The sequence below is a fragment of the Methanococcoides sp. DA23 genome, assembly GCF_057593895.1.
Window position 1 is genome coordinate 520,744 of record NZ_CM172520.1, and the last position, 17,052, is coordinate 537,795.

Annotated in this window: 19 protein-coding genes; 5 read left to right on the top strand and 14 right to left on the bottom strand. The window is 41.0% G+C overall.

The features are described from left to right. The first annotated feature begins 205 nt into the window (after window positions 1-205). Together AC20MK_RS02675 and pspAA are read left to right on the top strand one after the other, a co-directional pair. Window positions 206-904: a PspA/IM30 family protein gene (locus AC20MK_RS02675; RefSeq protein WP_487356462.1), complete on the top strand. Its 699-nt coding sequence runs from the start codon at window positions 206-208 to the stop codon at window positions 902-904. Next, window positions 901-1,179, top strand: a complete 279-nt coding sequence (gene pspAA / locus AC20MK_RS02680) for a PspA-associated protein PspAA (protein ID WP_487356463.1) — start codon at window positions 901-903, stop codon at window positions 1,177-1,179. Before AC20MK_RS02675 ends, pspAA begins: the two co-directional genes overlap by 4 nt. An 11-nt stretch (window positions 1,180-1,190) precedes the next feature. On the opposite strand, the gene pspAB is transcribed toward pspAA, so the two are convergent. The 3 genes from pspAB to AC20MK_RS02695 form a co-directional block, all read right to left on the bottom strand. Further along, a complete protein-coding gene (gene pspAB / locus AC20MK_RS02685; protein WP_487356464.1) occupies window positions 1,191-1,763 on the bottom strand; it encodes a PspA-associated protein PspAB in 573 nt (190 codons plus the stop codon). After that, window positions 1,763-2,647 carry a zinc metalloprotease HtpX gene (gene htpX, locus AC20MK_RS02690; RefSeq protein ID WP_487356465.1) on the bottom strand — a complete coding sequence of 295 codons (885 nt, stop codon included), beginning with the start codon at window positions 2,645-2,647 and terminating at the stop codon, window positions 1,763-1,765. The genes pspAB and htpX overlap by 1 nt, the downstream gene beginning before the upstream one ends. A gap of 224 nt (window positions 2,648-2,871) precedes the next feature. Continuing rightward, window positions 2,872-3,189 carry a hypothetical protein gene (locus AC20MK_RS02695; RefSeq protein WP_487356466.1) on the bottom strand — a complete coding sequence of 106 codons (318 nt, stop codon included), beginning with the start codon at window positions 3,187-3,189 and terminating at the stop codon, window positions 2,872-2,874. Window positions 3,190-3,355: 166 nt separating this feature from the next. On the opposite strand from AC20MK_RS02695, the gene AC20MK_RS02700 reads away from it, so the two are divergent. Beyond that, window positions 3,356-4,363, top strand: a complete 1,008-nt coding sequence (locus AC20MK_RS02700; protein ID WP_487356467.1) for a DUF3644 domain-containing protein — start codon at window positions 3,356-3,358, stop codon at window positions 4,361-4,363. 96 nt (window positions 4,364-4,459) lie between these two features. Here the strand turns inward: AC20MK_RS02700 and AC20MK_RS02705 are convergent, their stop codons facing one another. Together AC20MK_RS02705 and AC20MK_RS02710 are read right to left on the bottom strand one after the other, a co-directional pair. Beyond that, complete coding sequence (locus AC20MK_RS02705) at window positions 4,460-4,783, bottom strand: hypothetical protein (protein ID WP_487356468.1); 324 nt, start codon at window positions 4,781-4,783, stop codon at window positions 4,460-4,462. Window positions 4,784-4,993: 210 nt separating this feature from the next. Then, window positions 4,994-5,803 carry an FTR1 family iron permease gene (locus AC20MK_RS02710; RefSeq protein WP_487356469.1) on the bottom strand — a complete coding sequence of 270 codons (810 nt, stop codon included), beginning with the start codon at window positions 5,801-5,803 and terminating at the stop codon, window positions 4,994-4,996. Window positions 5,804-5,980: 177 nt separating this feature from the next. On the opposite strand from AC20MK_RS02710, the gene AC20MK_RS02715 reads away from it, so the two are divergent. Both AC20MK_RS02715 and AC20MK_RS02720 read left to right on the top strand, forming a co-directional pair. After that, the gene (locus AC20MK_RS02715; RefSeq protein ID WP_487356470.1) at window positions 5,981-7,066 is read left to right on the top strand and encodes a mechanosensitive ion channel family protein; all 1,086 of its coding nucleotides are present in this window, start codon (window positions 5,981-5,983) and stop codon (window positions 7,064-7,066) included. A gap of 69 nt (window positions 7,067-7,135) precedes the next feature. Continuing rightward, window positions 7,136-7,723: a glycerophosphoryl diester phosphodiesterase membrane domain-containing protein gene (locus AC20MK_RS02720; RefSeq protein WP_487356471.1), complete on the top strand. Its 588-nt coding sequence runs from the start codon at window positions 7,136-7,138 to the stop codon at window positions 7,721-7,723. A 239-nt stretch (window positions 7,724-7,962) separates the two neighbouring features. Here the strand turns inward: AC20MK_RS02720 and AC20MK_RS02725 are convergent, their stop codons facing one another. From AC20MK_RS02725 to AC20MK_RS02765, 9 genes are all read right to left on the bottom strand, one after another. Then, a complete protein-coding gene (locus tag AC20MK_RS02725; protein WP_487356472.1) occupies window positions 7,963-9,387 on the bottom strand; it encodes a DUF7289 family protein in 1,425 nt (474 codons plus the stop codon). 12 nt (window positions 9,388-9,399) lie between these two features. After that, window positions 9,400-10,182 carry a DUF7289 family protein gene (locus AC20MK_RS02730; protein ID WP_487356473.1) on the bottom strand — a complete coding sequence of 261 codons (783 nt, stop codon included), beginning with the start codon at window positions 10,180-10,182 and terminating at the stop codon, window positions 9,400-9,402. Between the two features lie 20 nt (window positions 10,183-10,202). Next, complete coding sequence (locus tag AC20MK_RS02735) at window positions 10,203-10,676, bottom strand: DUF7266 family protein (protein WP_487356474.1); 474 nt, start codon at window positions 10,674-10,676, stop codon at window positions 10,203-10,205. A gap of 10 nt (window positions 10,677-10,686) precedes the next feature. Then, on the bottom strand, window positions 10,687-11,523 hold the full coding sequence (locus AC20MK_RS02740) for a hypothetical protein (protein WP_487356475.1): 837 nt from the start codon (window positions 11,521-11,523) through the stop codon (window positions 10,687-10,689). A 13-nt stretch (window positions 11,524-11,536) separates the two neighbouring features. Continuing rightward, window positions 11,537-12,151: a DUF7288 family protein gene (locus tag AC20MK_RS02745; RefSeq protein ID WP_487356476.1), complete on the bottom strand. Its 615-nt coding sequence runs from the start codon at window positions 12,149-12,151 to the stop codon at window positions 11,537-11,539. Between the two features lies 1 nt (window position 12,152). Continuing rightward, a complete protein-coding gene (locus AC20MK_RS02750; RefSeq protein ID WP_487356477.1) occupies window positions 12,153-12,713 on the bottom strand; it encodes a DUF7287 family protein in 561 nt (186 codons plus the stop codon). Further along, the gene (locus AC20MK_RS02755) at window positions 12,703-14,628 is read right to left on the bottom strand and encodes a FlaD/FlaE family flagellar protein (RefSeq protein ID WP_487356478.1); all 1,926 of its coding nucleotides are present in this window, start codon (window positions 14,626-14,628) and stop codon (window positions 12,703-12,705) included. The genes AC20MK_RS02750 and AC20MK_RS02755 overlap by 11 nt, the downstream gene beginning before the upstream one ends. A gap of 402 nt (window positions 14,629-15,030) precedes the next feature. Continuing rightward, on the bottom strand, window positions 15,031-15,648 hold the full coding sequence (locus AC20MK_RS02760) for a V-type ATP synthase subunit D (RefSeq protein WP_487356479.1): 618 nt from the start codon (window positions 15,646-15,648) through the stop codon (window positions 15,031-15,033). Window positions 15,649-15,668: 20 nt separating this feature from the next. Beyond that, window positions 15,669-17,051, bottom strand: a complete 1,383-nt coding sequence (locus AC20MK_RS02765; protein ID WP_487356480.1) for an ATP synthase subunit B — start codon at window positions 17,049-17,051, stop codon at window positions 15,669-15,671. Between the last annotated feature and the right edge of the window lies 1 nt (window position 17,052).

Below are 17,052 nucleotides of genomic sequence, written 5' to 3' on the forward strand. Positions count from 1 at the left end.
TTCAATAAGAATTATCCTCTGTACATTTATATAGGTAAGGGTCAGTGAAATATACTTTTTCATTCTCGGTACAGAATTATAACCTTCTTTTTTAAATTGTACGGAACATTCACTGAAGCTAAAATTAGAAATAGTAAACGTGTCAAATAACAGTATGATAGTTAGTCCTGTGGACTAACGAACACATAATAGTGGGAGGGAAAATATGAGTCTATTTAACAGAATGGAAACCGTCCTCAAAGCGAAGATGAACAAGATCGTCAATCGCATGGAGGACCCCAGAGAAACACTTGATTATTCCTATGAGAAACAACTGGAAATGTTACAGGGTGTAAAAAGAGGGGTTGCTGATGTGGCAACCTCAAAGAAAAGACTTCAACTGCAACGTTCAAAGCTGATGCAGAGCATTGATAAACTCTCAGGGCAGGCGAGAGATGCCATCAAGAGTGACAGGGAAGACCTTGCAAGACTTGCCCTTGAGCGCAAGGGTGCACTGGAGATCCAGGTCCAGGGACTTGACCTGCAGATAGCAGACCTTGAAAAGGAGCAGGATAAACTTGTGGCTGCTGAGAAACGTCTTTCAACCAAAGTAGAGGTGTTCAGGACGAAGAAGGAGACCATCAAGGCACAATATTCCGCTGCTGAGGCCCAGGTAAATATCAGTGAATCGGTATCTGGTATCAGCGAGGAAATGGCGGATGTGGGTCTTGCCGTTGAGAGAGCAGAGAACAAGACAGAAGATATGAAGGCACGCGCCTCTGCCCTTGACGAGCTCATTGATGCAGGCACCCTTGATGACATCACAAGCAGTGGAGATGATATTGACAGGGAACTTGCAAAGATCAGTGCAGAATCGAATGTCGAAACGGAGCTGGCAAAGCTCAGGCAGGAGGAAGGTAAATGATAATCAGGATAATGGGTGAAGGGCAGTATGAGGTCCCTGGAAGTCTGTTCGATGAGCTCAACATCATTGATAACAGGATAGTGGAGCTTGTAGGCAAGGGAAATGAAGCTGAGTACAGAACTGAACTTTTAAAGCTCATTGATGTGGTCAAGTCAAATGGAAAGCCAATTGATGATTCAAGTATTGTGGAATCCAACATCATCGTCCCGCCTGAGGACCTTAGTCTGGAAGAAGCAACCGAGATCTTTACCGGAAGCGGTCTGCTGGAAGATTGAAAACAAGATATTTAGAATGGCATCCCCCAGAGGGGATACCATTTCTCCACATTTTTCTCAATTGGCAGCTCATTCTCTATGAGGGACTTGAGGCGCAACTCCATGGAATTGTCCCTTTCCTGTTTCTCCCGTGGTACGAAAGGATAGTAGTTACCCTGCTTGAAACTATATATCCAGTAGACTGGTCCTTTGCTCTCGAATCGATAAACAGCACACAATATCTGTTCTGAGAATCCCTGCTCTATCAGGGTCTGGCTGATCATGTGTATGTTCGTGACCAGGTCCTCGAAATCCTTATCATCCAGTATCACCCAGAGAAAGTTGTACTTGTCCTTCTCTATGTGATATTTTGTCCCTGTTTCCTTTGTGCTGTAACTTAACAGCCCCTCTATTTCCATTCTGGTGTTCTCATACTGGGCAATGGACATGGACTTGAAACAGATGCCAGCCTGACCGGATGGATGGAGGTTCAGGTTCACCTCCATCGTGACCACTGCCGTTGAGATGGAGAACAGACGGTCCGTATTCGATTCCGGCAACTTGCTCCTGCCAAGCAGGGAATCGAACATGCCTTTAAGTCCCATTATAGTTCAAGCTCCCTTTGTATCTTTTCGAGTGCTGCGATCCTTTTTTCTGTTGTAGGATGGGTCGATAACAGGCTCATGAAAGAACCCGAGACCGCCGGGATTATGAAAAATGCGTTCATGCCCTCCACCTCCCTCAGGTCATCCTTGGGAATGCGAGGCATGATCCCGCTTATCTTCGTCAGTGCCGATGCCAGATTGGAGGGCTGACCTGTGATGACAGCAGAACCCTTGTCCGCCGCGAATTCCCTGTATCTTGAAAGGGCACGTATCAGCAGGAAACTTATTATCCATACAAGTAATGAGACGATCCAGATAGCAACAATACCGCCTGTTTCTTTTCTCCTGCCACCCATACCTCCCATGCCTCCAAAGTAGAAACTGTACCTGACTATGTAGAATGCCAGGGTAGATATGAAACTGGCTATGGTCAGTATCGCCATATCCCTGTTCTTCACATGGCTCAGCTCGTGTGCAAGCACAGCTTCAAGCTCTCCCTGATTAAGCCGGTCCATCAGCCCCGTGGTCACTGCAACCACTGCATTTTTGGGACCTCGCCCAGTTGCAAAGGCATTTGGGATCGAGGTGTTCACCACTGCCACCCTGGGCATTGGCAGGTCCGCTATGGCACACAGCCGGGTGATGGTCTGATGAAGGTCAGGAGCCTCCTGCGCAGTAACGACTTTGGCATGCATGGTCCAGAGCACCAGCTTGTCTGAGTAATAGTATTGTAATCCCATGAAAGCGCCTATGAACAACACCATGAACATCTGAGGCGCACCCGAATAGACCAGGAATGCCAGAAATCCTAGGTACACCGCCGCCAGCAGGAACAGTGTCAACAACATCCTTACCTCAAGTCCCCTGTCATGTTTCCATTTCAAATTGATAACCCCTTATTTTAACATAAACTATGTTGATATCGTATTCATAAATGTATCTTATAGTGAACTTATACTGAACTGACACTTTATGAATATATGCAATGTCTTTGACCAATCTGATGGTAAAAGGTTCTAAGGAAATTATGCTTAAGTTGATGGGTCTTGTAGGGAATGATCCGAATATTTCTAAGATATTGAATGGAGATTTGTAAGATCAATATCGATTATGTTCGAATTTTTGTAGGGGATACATTCACTTTATAATCAGAATAATCTTTCCAAACATTGTATTTACCTGTGTGTGGATCTTTAGCCCACTCAAAATCATTAATGTTCCAATCTACTGAATTGCAATAACACCAAATGAATTTAAGAACAGCATAATCTAACCCACTTGGCGTTATTTCTTTGCTTTCCTCATTTCTATAATTTAGCTTTTTTTTGTTTTCTTGTGCGAAATTACCAATATATTTCAAAGTAACATTTTGGGTAGGTTGGTTTGTTTCTTCCCAAAGTCGATGTAATTTATCTTGATTAGCCATATCATCTTCTCAGTTTTAGTTATTATTTGAAATCATCATTTTGCTTATAATATTTCCTAAAAAACGATGGACATATACCATTAAAATAAAATCGGGCATTTTATTTATTTTTTCAGAAAGTACTTATAGCTGATAATATCTTTACCTATTTTAGTAGGTGATGTTAATGGAAGAAATAAAGGAAGTAGATGAAATAGAAGAAGTGGGAGGGATTACAAAAAATCTTATAGAAAATTCATTATCTGCTGCACTATCTTCAATTGAAATTTATAATAAACCAGATTTCAAGTATCGTGAAGAAATTTTTACAATTTTGAATATCAACTCTTGGGAGTTATTATTAAAAGCAAAAATATTAGATGATGCAGAAGGTAATATTGAAAGTTTATACGTTATGAATAAAGGTGTTCCCAAACTAAATCGAAATGATATTCCTTTTACTATTGATATTAATAAAGCGATGAGACAATTGAATATTGATCCTATAATTGAATCAAATATCACAAGCTTAATAGAAATAAGGGATACAGCGATTCATTTTTATAATGACGCTAAATTGGCATACTTGCTTTATACTCTTAGCACTGCCTCTCTTAAAAATTATCAAATGTTAATGAATGAATGGTTTTCAAGGAGCTTACTCGAATATAATTTTTATATTCTTCCACTTGCATTTGCTTATAATTTCAAGACATTTTCCCTTGTGGAGTTAGATGATTCACCTGAAGTAATATCTAACTTAATTAAATCAGTTTCTAATACACAATCAAGCCTTGATACTGAAAGTAAGTATCATTTTGTTTGTGAAGTTGAAACCAAATTAAAATCGGTCAATAATTTTGTAGGGGATGCCGGCTTCACAACGTTTATTGATTCTAGCACACAAACTGATATGCCAATTGTGGTTAGAACTCAACACATAATTGATAAGTATCCTATATCATATAGTGAGCTTTATGGTTCTGTAAAGAAATCAAAGCCTCATATAAAACAACATGAAATTAATTCATTCATACGTGAATATGATATTAAAAAAAATACTGAATATTCGTATTATAACTTTACAAACAAAAAAAATAGAACTAAGTATGAAGAGAATGGCACATTACCAAGTGGTATTCAAAGTCTTTATAATGCAGATGCTGTGAGATTTATTATCGAAAATATTGAATAAACTCTCTATAATTCTAGCACAAGGAAAGCAGACGAAATATGAAGTTTTACATTAACAACAAAGAGTTGTGCCATTGGCACAACTAAAAATAGAATCTCACTTTGCAACAACACGGGGACCACGCATCATGGTGGCCTTTGGTTGATCGATCTGCTCTGAAAAGTCAAGTATGATCGGCATATCGTATGTTTCAGACTCTGCTTTTGCCGATGCAATAAGGGATACGATGTTATCGATCTGTTCTTCTGCGTTGATAGGCTCTCCGGCATATATGCAGATCATGGAGCCTACGTCTTCGGGATTTAGAGCCAGGAACACTTTGTTCTCTATGCAATGGATGTATTTGATGGCATCAACGTTTACATTGCAAGGGGTGAAGATATTTTCATCTTTTACTGCTTTTATATATACGGTGTACATTTTATCCAATCCTCTTATGAAGCTATTAGTTCTGTGATTATATAATATAGCTACTTCAGGGGGTTCACAAGCCCGCATCTTTATTGTGGGAGCTTCTGTTAGCTGTGGCACTTGTATATGGCTGCACATGGACAGTAAACCGGGTGCTTTTGGGTTGAAAATAAGGGGGCTGCCATTGTGAGTAATGGCAGCATAGTATTTTTTTTGTATTTAAGCTGTGATCATGGATGCTCCTCTTTTTCGCGGCACTTTCAGACCAATTCCAACTGCTATGTAATATCCTGCATAGGTGAGGACCTCTATGAGCGATGGGTTCCCATTGTATCCAAGGAGGGATTTCATTATGGAACCGAGGGTTCCCTTCTCATCGAGGATGTGGTTTACATCCCAGACATGCTCGATCAGGATCGGTACTACACCTGCCTCCTGCAATTCATGCACTCCGTGGGCTGCAAGTCCTGCTGCAAAGAGTATGAGGAATATGCTGGTGACCTTGAAGAAGCTATCAAGGCTGGTATGCGATGAATACCTGAATACCAGATAAGCGACCACTATTGAGGTCACAAGACCTGCGATCCCACCATAAAGGACTGCGTTCGTTTCAGTGTTCATGGCCGCAGCCCCGAGGAAAAGCACGGTTTCAATACCTTCTCTCAGTACTGAGAGGAATACCAGTGCAAAAAGCCCGTAAGCTTTCTTTCCTTCTGCTTGCTCCTTTATGGTAGTTGAGATATTCTTGTTCTCCCGGGACATCCAGATTATCATGGAGGTCAGTATGGCTGCTGCAACAAGCATTACTATCCCTTCGAACAGTTCTTCATTGCGTCCTTCGAACTGTATGGCCAGAATGCTGAATATGAAGGCTGCTGCAATACTTCCGATTATAGCAAGTCCGGTACCGCTATATACATATTTATTAAGTTCAGTTCTTTTCGTCTGAATAAGATATGCGAGGATTATCCCTACGATGAGGAAGGCTTCCAGACCTTCTCTGAATGTTATCATGAAACTTGGCAACATGTTTAGTTCTCCCTGTAATTGTTAGGCATACCTAAAAAATACAGGCATGGTATATATTTGTGAGCATGTCGGCAAAACATGGGGTGGGCCGTAAAAAATACTTAAGGCAATGCTGAACATTGTTTTGGCTGGTGTATCCATATAAATATATACTCTCTTTTCAATTGTATCATTGTTATGCAAATCAATAATACCATATCCTTGTATGTCCAGCAGGTTGCAGGATCGCTTTTTGATACAACGGGATCTAAACTGGCTGTGGCTGCACTGATAATCATTTCCTCGATCATCCTTGCTTTTGGTGTGGATCTCGTTTTTAAAAAAGTGCTTTTGCATTACACGGCAAAGACCAGATTCAAGATCGATGATCTTGTTCTCCATGCTGTAAAACGCCCGATCTACTATACGCTGATATTTATTGGGATATTTCTTGCCCTTTCCGTAGTCGGTATTGGAGAGTATTTCCTTATTGCTACCAATAATCTCTTGCTGACACTGCTGGCCCTGATGTGGCTATTTGCATTGGTTAATATAAGCAAAATATTTTTTGACCACGTTTTCCCCGGACTTGTGCAGAAAACAGAAACCAAAATGGATGATGAGCTCCTGCCATTGCTGAAAGGTCTGTCTGATATCATAATCATACTTGTCGGAATAGGTTTGATCCTCGAAGGGATATGGGGTATTAATGTAGGTCCTCTCTTTGCATCTGCCGGTATCGTTGGTATTGCCATTGCCTTTGCTGCAAAGGATGCCATATCCCAGTTCTTTGGTGGGCTTTCCATCTATTATGACAAGCCGTTCAAGAATGGGGACCGTATAGAGATAGGGGATGGTCAGATCGGTATCGTGCAGGAAGTAGGTATCAGAAGTACCCGTATACTTGATTTCTACAACAATATGATCATAATCCCGAATAGTATCATTGCCAACAACAAGATAGTGAACTACACGTCTCCCCAGCCACAGATGATGGTGAAAATAACTATCGGGGTCGAATATGGTTCTGATGTTTCAAAGGTAAAGGAGGTACTGCTCAAGATCGGAAATCATATCGATCTCGTTCTGGACGATCCGGAACCTTCTGTTCGTTTTGATAATCATGGGGACTTCAGTCTTGATTTTGCTCTAATACTGTGGGTAAGATACCCTTCCGATAAATTCAGTGTCATCAACGAAGTAAATACTCTGATAGACATCGAGTTCAAAAAAGCAGGTATCGGGATTCCATTCCCCACATATACCTTGTTGAAGCCGGAATGATCCTGTATATGTCTCCTCATTGACAAAATTATATATATGTAGCAACCAATCTATTTTTGAGGTGACATTTTGGATTATGAAGATATATTTCGTAGATCATGGAACGCTTTCAAGGACAACGTTGCTGCCTTTATTGTAGCTACGATCATCGTGGTGTTCGGTTCCATCTTCATTGTGACAATAGCTCCGCTAGTATACGGTCTTACTTATATGGCCGTGAAAGGCCTGAGGGGAGAAAAGGTCGAGATCAATGATGTGTTCGAAGGTTTCAATTATTTTGTGAAAAGCTGGGTCCTTTTGCTTGTCTCTGTTATCCTTATCAGTATAGGCTACATGCTCCTGATCCTTCCGGGTATAGTTCTTTCAATTCTCCTTATCTATTCCCTTCCTCTTCTTGTCATAAAGGATTATGGCGCCATGGATGCAATAAAGGAAAGTATAGATATTTCAAAGCAGAATTTTGTGGACAGTCTGGTATTGCTGATCATCGTAGCTATCATCAGTACAATTGGTGGAATTACCTACCTCGGAACGTTTGTGACCACTCCGATCATAACCCTTGCATTAGTTGCAGCTGCTATATCCTATCTCGGAAATGATGGTGATTACACTGCTGAATATACTGATGTATCAGATCAGGATGATGAGAATAAGTGATCTTTAACAGATGTGGATCTCCATATCCTCATCTTTTTTAATTTATTTAGCCTTTTCATATTGTTTTCATGGGCAATTACGGCCCCACGTCTCTAAAGAAAAAGATCTGTTTGTGATTTTGATATCGTTCTGTATATTTGCAAACATGCCGTTAATGCACATGAAGGAATGATATGGATGGAAAGTGAGGAAGGGGTTGGAACTGATATTCACATCAGACTTCCGATATAATCTATCTTTTAATCCGTTATTGCAACATGCATATCATTTCTGGTAATGTGCAGGTAAGTGATCGCTCCTGGCCTTCCATCGTAATTGATCGTTATTTTTGATGTTTCATAATCCACAGGGTCTTGCTTCCCACCATCAATATCGAATATGATCGCTCCATCCTTTGTGAGCAGTTTCAGATAATGCTGTGTCAGGTCGTTCATCGAGAATGAAACATTACCACTATGGATCTCAACATCAGGAAGTTCACTTATAGGGCCTGAAGTATTCCATGAAAAGTCCGGATCTGCATTTGTGTTAGGTGGAACATATCTCATCATGAATGTAGGGTCCAGATAATCTACTGTAGCATATTGGTCTGCTTTACTACCGCTTACCGGGTAAACGGTCACTCCTTCCCATTCTTCAATATAGTCAGCTCCAGCTGCTGTATCCTTATAGGTTACATGGACCTCAAGCTGATCTGCACCACCTTTTTTTGCAAGGTCGTATGTGAGCGTCTTTGTACCGGATGTTGCTTTGATCTCATATTTTGCAGGATTTAATCCATTATTATTGGAATCCTCTGCTTCAAGATAAAAAGAAAAATCATATATTGGTAATGGGTTTGATGTGTTCACTGCACCGACCTTTATCATGTTTGTAAGTGTTGATGTTCCCATTGGTGGCATTACATCGAGTTCGACGATCGCAGTTGTGTTCTCATGGTCAAGAGTTGCAGTCGTATAGACCATTGTATCAGCATAGTCTGCCCAGGCATCATAGTACTGGCTTTTGATGTAGATGTATACTTTATCTGAAGTAACGGGATTTTTCCTTGAAGGTGATATTGAGGTATTAGGAAATAGTATGGAAGGTTTATTTTCCGATGAAACTGAAATACGGGTGTCACCGTTGCCGGATGATGATGATCTGCCATTGATGGACATTATTGGAAGTGTGAGTGTTTCTCCATTGTAATGGAACTCGGGTGGTGAGATCATAATTGATCCTCCGCGACCTTCATGTTTAGACCATACTCCTCCACCTTCATATGCTATCCTTTGGTTATCTTTTGTGTATTCTATTGTACCAAAAGAGCAGTTGAACTCCTCTGAAGCGCCGGGGTTCGTTAGATTGGCAATGACAATTCTAATGTTGCTTTTATCATCCACGGTGTCATCGTTCACGTTAATACTTCCACCTATGAGTGAAACTGATGTTGTCTGAAGGGGTGATTCCCCAAGGGCAACTTTACTTGTACGAGAGTCCAGAATTGTAAAACCCTGTTCTATTTTCTGTGCCTGTGCATCATCCTGTAGGTCGGAGATCATGGGTACACTGTAAAGAAGCATTACACTTATTGAAACGATGGTTAGTGCGAACATAAGCAGTACTCCAATAACGGCTGATGCACCACAGTTGCAATCATATACTTTCCTGTCCTTCTCCATCCTTTCTCCTCCTTACTCAATTCTTACACTTAGGGGTGAATACAGGACGTAGACATCAATGTTCTCCAAATAATCATCCTTTCGTACGTGGACAGTATTGTTGTTCTCATCCCTGCTAATGGTTTTCATTCCTAGACTATCGCCAAGATATTCTTCCCATCCATCGTAGTACTGGCTCATTATGGTGATATCTACAACTGACACATTAGTGTACTTATATACTGTAGATTCTCCTCCGTTTGCAACGGCACGCACAAGTCCCTCACCGGCATGACCGCCAACTCCGGAGATCTTACTGGAAGGTATGAACAGCGTGTTATCAGAGAACACAAATTCTGGTTCTTTTACTATCACAGTTGCTCCATTTTCATATTTAGCCCAGACTCCCGTATTCTCATAGGAAATAAGAGTTCCTTCATACTCATTCTGTATTTCCCTTGTCTGATGACTAAATGTCTGTGATTCGATAACCGGGGGCAGGAGCGATGAGTTCCATGTCTGAATGGTTATGTTGATGACACTATCTCCGGTGACCCATATTCCTCCTCCATACATCTTCAGCTCTACTGATTGGGAAGGAGCAGTGCCAAAAACAACTTTGTTCATGTTCTCTGAAAGAACGATATAGCTTTGTTTTATGTTCTCGGTGTGGCTGTTCTCTTGCATGTTCTGAAGAAATGGATATCCTGAGATTCCAATCAGGGATATTGCAAGGAACATTATGCCGAGTATGAACACTACGTCGATAACCTCTGACACTGCATTTTCTGAATTGGACAGCCTTTTTGGTATCATTGTCTAAGTCCTTTTTTTCTTCAGTATATCTCGATCATATTCGAGGTACTATTGTAAAGTAGGAAGTGGTCGCCTGAAGCACTACTCAATGTTGTGGACATTATGTTAGTATTTTCAATGTCGAAAGCAACCTGTACTCTTGTTTCAGAACGTTGATTGGACTCGAATATGATCTCACGGGTCTGGTTCGAGAATTCAACATAATAATATTCATTTGCGATCCTTATTGGTATCATGAGCTCTGTCCGATGATCAATGATCTCACCACCGCCGTTGTTCACTAAACCTACCATTGTGTCGATCTTTGCAAGTTGAAGTGCGATATTGTTTCCATGTATCTCGAATTCTTCGCGCATGACCGTATGCTCTGCCTGGTCCATTAGACCGTATGAGGATTGCATTACAAGTATGAAGGTTATAATTGTAATTACAAATGTAAGTATGAATCCAATTGACGTTGATACTGCTTTATTGTCTGTATAGAACTGCTTCATTTTTCACACTTCAGGGTACGGTAATTGGAAGGGATACATTGATACTGTTCTTGCTGGATGCGATGCTGATAGTTGTATTGATCACTTTATACCTTTCACGGGCAAAATCACGTCCATCTGCCAGAGTTCCGGTGATAGAATACAGGCCCATGGCATTGCTTGAATTGAAATAATCTATCCTGTAGGTCTCACCTGCAGTTGATGTGGAAAATTTGAATACCGGATCGTTATAAGTTATGTTGAGGTAAATACTGCTATTGGATGCTCCTATTGTGTGTGTCTGCTCGTCCACGGACACATTGATATTGCTACCATCATCGTACAGCTTCATTTTCCATATGGGTACGCCTGAATGGTTTATGGCGTGTATCTCAAAGGGATCCGATGAGTTTGAAAGTTTGCTTGTATCTGCCATCTCTATTGTAAATATGTTTGTCTGGTTGACGCTATCTATGATCGTCCAGTTCGATCTTCCTGTGATCAATCCATTTTTTGTAAAGTATGCATCATTAAGGGTACTGTTTCCAAAGGAAAATGAAAAACCTCGATACGCATAAAGAGTTGAGATCTCCTGGCTATACGTTTCAAGATAATTGAAATAAACATCATTATCAAAGTGATTGCCAGTTGTGGCATTATAATAGGCAGCATTTGATGCTTCTTGTGTGATCTGGGCAATGTTCGCTATCTCGAAATGGTCTATGTCATTGCTTGATTCAGATGCCATGTTGCTTGCATATATTATGTTGTTCAGCATCACTGTTGATATCACTATCATGAAACCTATTGCAAAGGCTGCAAGTAACAATATTTGTCCGGATTCATCGCAATGTTTCATCTTTTTCATCCCGTTTCGTTTTTCACATACGCCACATGGTAAGCTTGACATCAATTATATTATAGTAATCAGTTGAACTGTCCATGTCAGATATGCCGGTATCTGATGCAAAGGTGGCAGCATCTTCTATGTCTGTATTGGAGATCAGTACCTTTCTCGAAATTATCACTGCATTGTCGGACGGATCACCATTATAAATGAAAGGCATTGTCTGGCTTGATCCGGTCTCGGTATTGAAAGTGAACTCTATATTGTGTGCAATTCCATTTTCGATCACTACGAATTCGAGCATTTCTGTTAAAGGACCGGTCAAAATATCACTGGTATTTGTTCTGGAACGATAATTTGTCGCAGTCCAAACGTATTCATCACCATTCCAATCGATTATTTGGTCTTTCAGGTCTGAATTCATTCCATAAGCGGAGTGGTCAAGAACTGTTAACATGTCCTGTCCGATGGTGTGTATCTGTGATTCGATGTGAGCATTTGCAGTGGAAGATGTAAGCGGGGTAAGGGCAGTTGCCTGTACGGCAAATACGAGTACTGCGATCATTATGGTAGCGGCCATGATAGCTTCAAGGGTATGCATTTGGCCTTGTTCATCTTCTTTTATATCGGGACCTTTACTGTGTCTCACCTTACCACACCCGCACTGATAGGATCGCATTTTCTCTTTTGCTGGATCCGATATCTTCAAGAAGGACAACTCTTTTGGTCTGTCCTATATTTCCAGTAGTTGGCAATGGTTTGCCAGCAATGTACATCAGAGAAGTGCTATTAGTCATGGTTATGTTGAGCTCATAGCTTTGGAACCCTCCTCTTAACCCCAGATCTGATACTGTATCTTCATAATCATGTGTTAAAGAGTAGAATAATGTGTCAGTATTGTTCTGGTCTACAAGATTCGGGGTGTTGATATCTCCGGAAGCTAATTCTATTTCTGTGATCGATGTTGCAACTCGATCTGCTACGAGTGTGATCTCATCTGAATCTGATTGGAAGGGAGTGAAAAGACCCGAAGTGTATTGGAAAACAAAAAAGACAGCAAACAGGAATATGGTAATTGCTATCAGATAATCAATAGTTATCTGAGCTCTGTCTGTTTTCAGGTGTTTATTATTTGATCGTTTGAATGGTCTTTCATTTATCCGGTCTGTGTGTTCAATACGATCTCCGGTGATCGGTAGATCAGATACCATATATCTCAGTACCCTTTATCACTTTTTTTATGTCCTTATCTATAATAGAGAGCCGGTTCTTATCTACTTTAAGACCTACAAGCTGTTCAATGAACCATATGGATTTCACATGGTCATCAGGGGCGAGCTTCCAATCGGATTTTTCAATATAGTAATCGATCCCTTCCGCATACCTGAGAAGTTCAATGCGTATGTCTTCGTTTATCCATCCCAGCTCTTCATAGTAGGAAAGAATGTCTGAAAGGTGATTACATCCCACGAGTTCCATAAGGAATTCCAGCCATTCCATACATATTTTCATATTTGTGGAATTTTTAATGATGTTGTTCAGCTGAACATTTCCCCCGTTGCCTTTGTAGCTTCTGGCCCCGATCTCTTTAAGTTCATTTTCTACATAATCAGTTAGTTCTTCAAGCTGATCTTTTAAAAGTTCATTATGTTCATCGGTATCAGTTTTGAACTCTTTGTTTGTATTGTGTGCCTTTTCTAATCCCTTGATAAGGTCGGAAGCTACGTTTCTTAACTCCTGTATACTTTTTTGGGATTCACTTTGTATCTGGGTAAGTGATGTCAGGGACTCTTCCATTTTGTCGATGCGGTCTTTCGTTGCAAATATTTCTGCAGATCTTGAATTACCGAATTCTGTTATTTTCTGTATCTGGGAGAGTATTATTGTATGTGAGCTTGTGAGTTCAGCAATGTTCCCTTCAATGGAAGAAAGTCCAGTCTTAAGTTCGCTATTATCGGTGTGAATATTTTCCAGAGTATCTTCCAGTTCACTCAATCGTTCTTCGATCTTGGTAATGTGATCAGTTGATCTCTCTATCTTGACATTAATACTGGAATTGCTGTCTCCACTCTCATTTTGGATGATGTTTAATGATCTTTTCAGCTCTTCAATAGTTCCGGCAAGTTCATCGATGTTAGTAATGATCTTCTCTTGGGAATGCTTTGAATCAGCAAGTTCATTTTTCATTTCTTCCATTTCTTCTGAAGAAACATCAGGGATTGGACTTTCCATTATATCGATTGCCGGATCGCTTTCATTTATGTCTATGTCTATGGTCGTGCTCGTATTAGGATTCTCTATTGGCACTACTGTCCTTATATTTTCCAAAGGAACATTTCCAGTGGTATTAATGGGATGATCGATCTTGGTCTCAGAACCTATGTATTTAGGATCTTCTTTTGAGAATGGGGATTGTGCTTCCTCTCCATTTACATTTTCAGGTGTAACTGGCTTTAGTTCTTCCATTCTGTCGATCAATTTTCTCTTTTGAGTGATCCTTTTCAATGTATTTGTTATTGAAAATAAGAATCCTTTCTCTTTTTTGTCGGGCATCGGGTGTGATGCTTCTTGAGCGGATCTATCACCAAAAGAAGAACTGTTATGGGTAATGTTATTTGAAGGATTTGTCTTTTCAGACATATGTGAATGCTTTTCCATCCCGATGTGTTCGCTGGGATTGAATGGCGCCATAGCATTGTCCGGTATATCTGGTTCGAATAGTGGCAAAGGGGCTTTTTTTGTTTCGTTTTCGGTTGTTGATATTCTGTTGGGAATGTCCACTCTTTCATGTTTGTCCCCTGTGGTTTTGATCTCATCAACGACCTCTATGTTCGATACATTCTGTTCTGCCGTATCGATGTGAACATTATCGTTTTTATTTTTAGCTTCATCATTGGATGTTGATGTCATTTTTGGAAAAAATGCCGGATGTACGGTTACATCCGAATCATTTCTTTCTCCAGAGGGTGTGACGGCATTTACAAAAATATCTGGAACAGCTTCAGCCTTTTCATTAATAGATATATCCTTCTTCCTTTCAGATTCCCAAGGTAGGCCAGGCTCAGATGAATGCTCATTAGAGGAATTTACATTTCCTTTTTTATTTTCCCATGGTAGTTCACTCATTGTGGATCAACCTTTGAGTTCGATGAATTTATTAATTGGGAGATTATATTATATATATTTTAAAAAATATTTTGCTCCGCCGATCGAATATATTACTATATTTCATATATTATATGTATTATATTTATTTAAGTATTACTGATATAATTTCAGTTTTTACTTGTCAGAAATACATTTGCTCGATACAAGAGCTGAGAAACAGGAAAGATCTTCTTATGGTAAGAAGTTGATGTGGGACTTTATTTTGAAGTAAATAATAAGATATCCTAAGATCAACATACCAAGTGAAACTAACCACGCCCATCTTAATATGCGTGCTAGATTTTCAGGTTGAGTTAATAAAGAAAAAGCTCTGTCGGCCAGGTTTGGCCGATCAGATGAGTTTTGTTGCATGAGAAAGCCTTATGCTTTGATTCTCTTCAAGCGGAATGTGTTTTCTCTTTCCATTTCTTCAAGACGCAGGCGAATGAATACCATTGCTTCTGTGAGCTCAGGTATGACCTTGAACTCAAGAGCATTGACACGCCTCTTTGTCTTTTCGATATCATCGAGAAGCTTCTTCATGGTTGTTTCGATCTCTGCTGCCAGAATGATCTTTTCAACCAGCTCTTCATATGAATCGACAGCTTCATCAATGTAGGAGCTTGTTCCGAGAAGTCCGTATCCACGCTTGTTTATGGGTTTACGCACACTTGAGGATTCGATCTTCGGCACTACTACGCCCATGATATTGTGGCTTTCGAGCTCGATCTGTGGTGCATCCTTCATTGCAAATGCAGTGGATTTAACAGTTATTCTGCCTTCCACTGATTCTGCGATGCCGATCTTCACATTGGCCTTTTCATAGGCAGCATCCAACTCGGAGCGAACATCCTTTGCTTTGCTAAGAATATCAAAGAACTCAAGGATAAGACCATCCCTTTTCATTTTAAGCAGCTTGTGACCGCCTTCTGAAAGTTTGATCTTCTTCTTCAGCTCAATGAGTTCTGAACGAGTCGGTTTTACTTCTTTTGCGCCCATTGTGATCCCTCACTACTGATTCACTCGCTTTTCTGGTGAGCAGGGTGGTACTTGTCAAGGTACTTGTTATCGATCCTGGTAAGCTGTGCTTCAGGCAGCTCTGCAAGGATCTCCCATGCGACTCTCAATGTATCGTCGATGGTACGGTCCTCGTCTCTGCTCTGGCGTACGAATCTGTCCTCGAACAAGTCCGCAAACTCCAACATCTTCCTGTCTCTTTCGGACAGTGCTTCTTTACCAACGATAGCAACAAGTCCACGAAGGTCACGGCCTTCTGCGTATGCTGCGTACATCTGGTCAGACACTGCCTTGTGATCGTCCCTTGTCTTACCGTCTCCGATACCGGAGTTCATAAGACGTGAGAGTGATGGCAATACATTGATCGGTGGGTAGATACCCTTCCTGTGAAGTTCACGGGAAACCACGATCTGTCCTTCGGTTATGTAACCGGAAAGATCAGGGATAGGGTGGGTGATATCGTCACCAGGCATTGTAAGGATGGAGAACTGAGTAACAGATCCCTTGATTCCTTTGATAACTCCTGCCCTTTCATACAGTGATGCAAGGTCAGTGTACATGTAACCTGGGTAACCACGTCTACCTGGAACCTCTTCTCTTGCTGCACCCATCTGACGTAGTGCTTCACAGTAGTTTGTGATATCTGTCAGAATAACGAGTACGTGCATATCATGTTCGTATGCAAGGTACTCTGCAGCTGTAAGAGCCATCCTAGGTGTAACGATACGCTCGACAGCAGGGTCATCTGCAAGGTTCAGGAAAACAACAGCTCTCTCAAGAGCGCCGGTCTTCTCGAAATCTTCCATGAAGTACTGTGCTTCTTCATTGGTGATACCCATTGCAGCGAAAACCACCGCAAAAGGTTCATCGCTGCCAGGAACTTTAGCCTGCCTTGCGATCTGAAGTGCGATCTCGTTATGTGGAAGACCTGATCCAGAGAAGATAGGAAGCTTCTGTCCTCTTACAAGGGTATTTGTACCGTCAATGGTGGAGATACCTGTCTGAATGAAATCTTCTGGTGGCATCCTGGAATATGGGTTCATTGATGCACCATTGATATCTACTCTCTTGTCAGGTATGATCCTTGGTCCGCCATCCAGTGGTTCACCAGCTCCTGAAAGGATTCTGCCAAGCATATCCTTTGATACAGGGAGTTTGATGGTCTCGCCACTGAATACTACACCGGATTCCTCGTTGAGTCCTACTGTACCTTCGAAGACCTGCACGACTACCATGTCTGCAGAGGTATCGAGTACCTGTCCTCTCTTGGTCGTTCCATCAGGAAGGTTGATCTGGACAAGCTCACCATATCCTACAGGTTCGGTCTTCTCAAGGAAAATAAGTGGTCCGGAGACCTCTACGATCGTTTTGTATTCTTTGGTCATG

What these genes read in the sequence shown, in the direction of transcription:
- AC20MK_RS02675 (WP_487356462.1), top strand. Translation starts at nt 206, where the DNA reads ATGAGTCTATTTAACAGAATGGAAACCGTCCTCAAAGCGAAGATGAAC.
- pspAA (WP_487356463.1), top strand. Translation starts at nt 901, where the DNA reads ATGATAATCAGGATAATGGGTGAAGGGCAGTATGAGGTCCCTGGAAGT.
- pspAB (WP_487356464.1), bottom strand. Translation starts at nt 1,763, where the DNA reads ATGGGACTTAAAGGCATGTTCGATTCCCTGCTTGGCAGGAGCAAGTTG.
- AC20MK_RS02695 (WP_487356466.1), bottom strand. Translation starts at nt 3,189, where the DNA reads ATGGCTAATCAAGATAAATTACATCGACTTTGGGAAGAAACAAACCAA.
- AC20MK_RS02700 (WP_487356467.1), top strand. Translation starts at nt 3,356, where the DNA reads ATGGAAGAAATAAAGGAAGTAGATGAAATAGAAGAAGTGGGAGGGATT.
- AC20MK_RS02705 (WP_487356468.1), bottom strand. Translation starts at nt 4,783, where the DNA reads ATGTACACCGTATATATAAAAGCAGTAAAAGATGAAAATATCTTCACC.
- AC20MK_RS02710 (WP_487356469.1), bottom strand. Translation starts at nt 5,803, where the DNA reads ATGTTGCCAAGTTTCATGATAACATTCAGAGAAGGTCTGGAAGCCTTC.
- AC20MK_RS02715 (WP_487356470.1), top strand. Translation starts at nt 5,981, where the DNA reads ATGCAAATCAATAATACCATATCCTTGTATGTCCAGCAGGTTGCAGGA.
- AC20MK_RS02725 (WP_487356472.1), bottom strand. Translation starts at nt 9,387, where the DNA reads ATGGAGAAGGACAGGAAAGTATATGATTGCAACTGTGGTGCATCAGCC.
- AC20MK_RS02730 (WP_487356473.1), bottom strand. Translation starts at nt 10,182, where the DNA reads ATGATACCAAAAAGGCTGTCCAATTCAGAAAATGCAGTGTCAGAGGTT.
- AC20MK_RS02735 (WP_487356474.1), bottom strand. Translation starts at nt 10,676, where the DNA reads ATGAAGCAGTTCTATACAGACAATAAAGCAGTATCAACGTCAATTGGA.
- AC20MK_RS02740 (WP_487356475.1), bottom strand. Translation starts at nt 11,523, where the DNA reads ATGAAAAAGATGAAACATTGCGATGAATCCGGACAAATATTGTTACTT.
- AC20MK_RS02750 (WP_487356477.1), bottom strand. Translation starts at nt 12,713, where the DNA reads ATGGTATCTGATCTACCGATCACCGGAGATCGTATTGAACACACAGAC.
- AC20MK_RS02755 (WP_487356478.1), bottom strand. Translation starts at nt 14,628, where the DNA reads ATGAGTGAACTACCATGGGAAAATAAAAAAGGAAATGTAAATTCCTCT.
- AC20MK_RS02760 (WP_487356479.1), bottom strand. Translation starts at nt 15,648, where the DNA reads ATGGGCGCAAAAGAAGTAAAACCGACTCGTTCAGAACTCATTGAGCTG.
- AC20MK_RS02765 (WP_487356480.1), bottom strand. Translation starts at nt 17,051, where the DNA reads ATGACCAAAGAATACAAAACGATCGTAGAGGTCTCCGGACCACTTATT.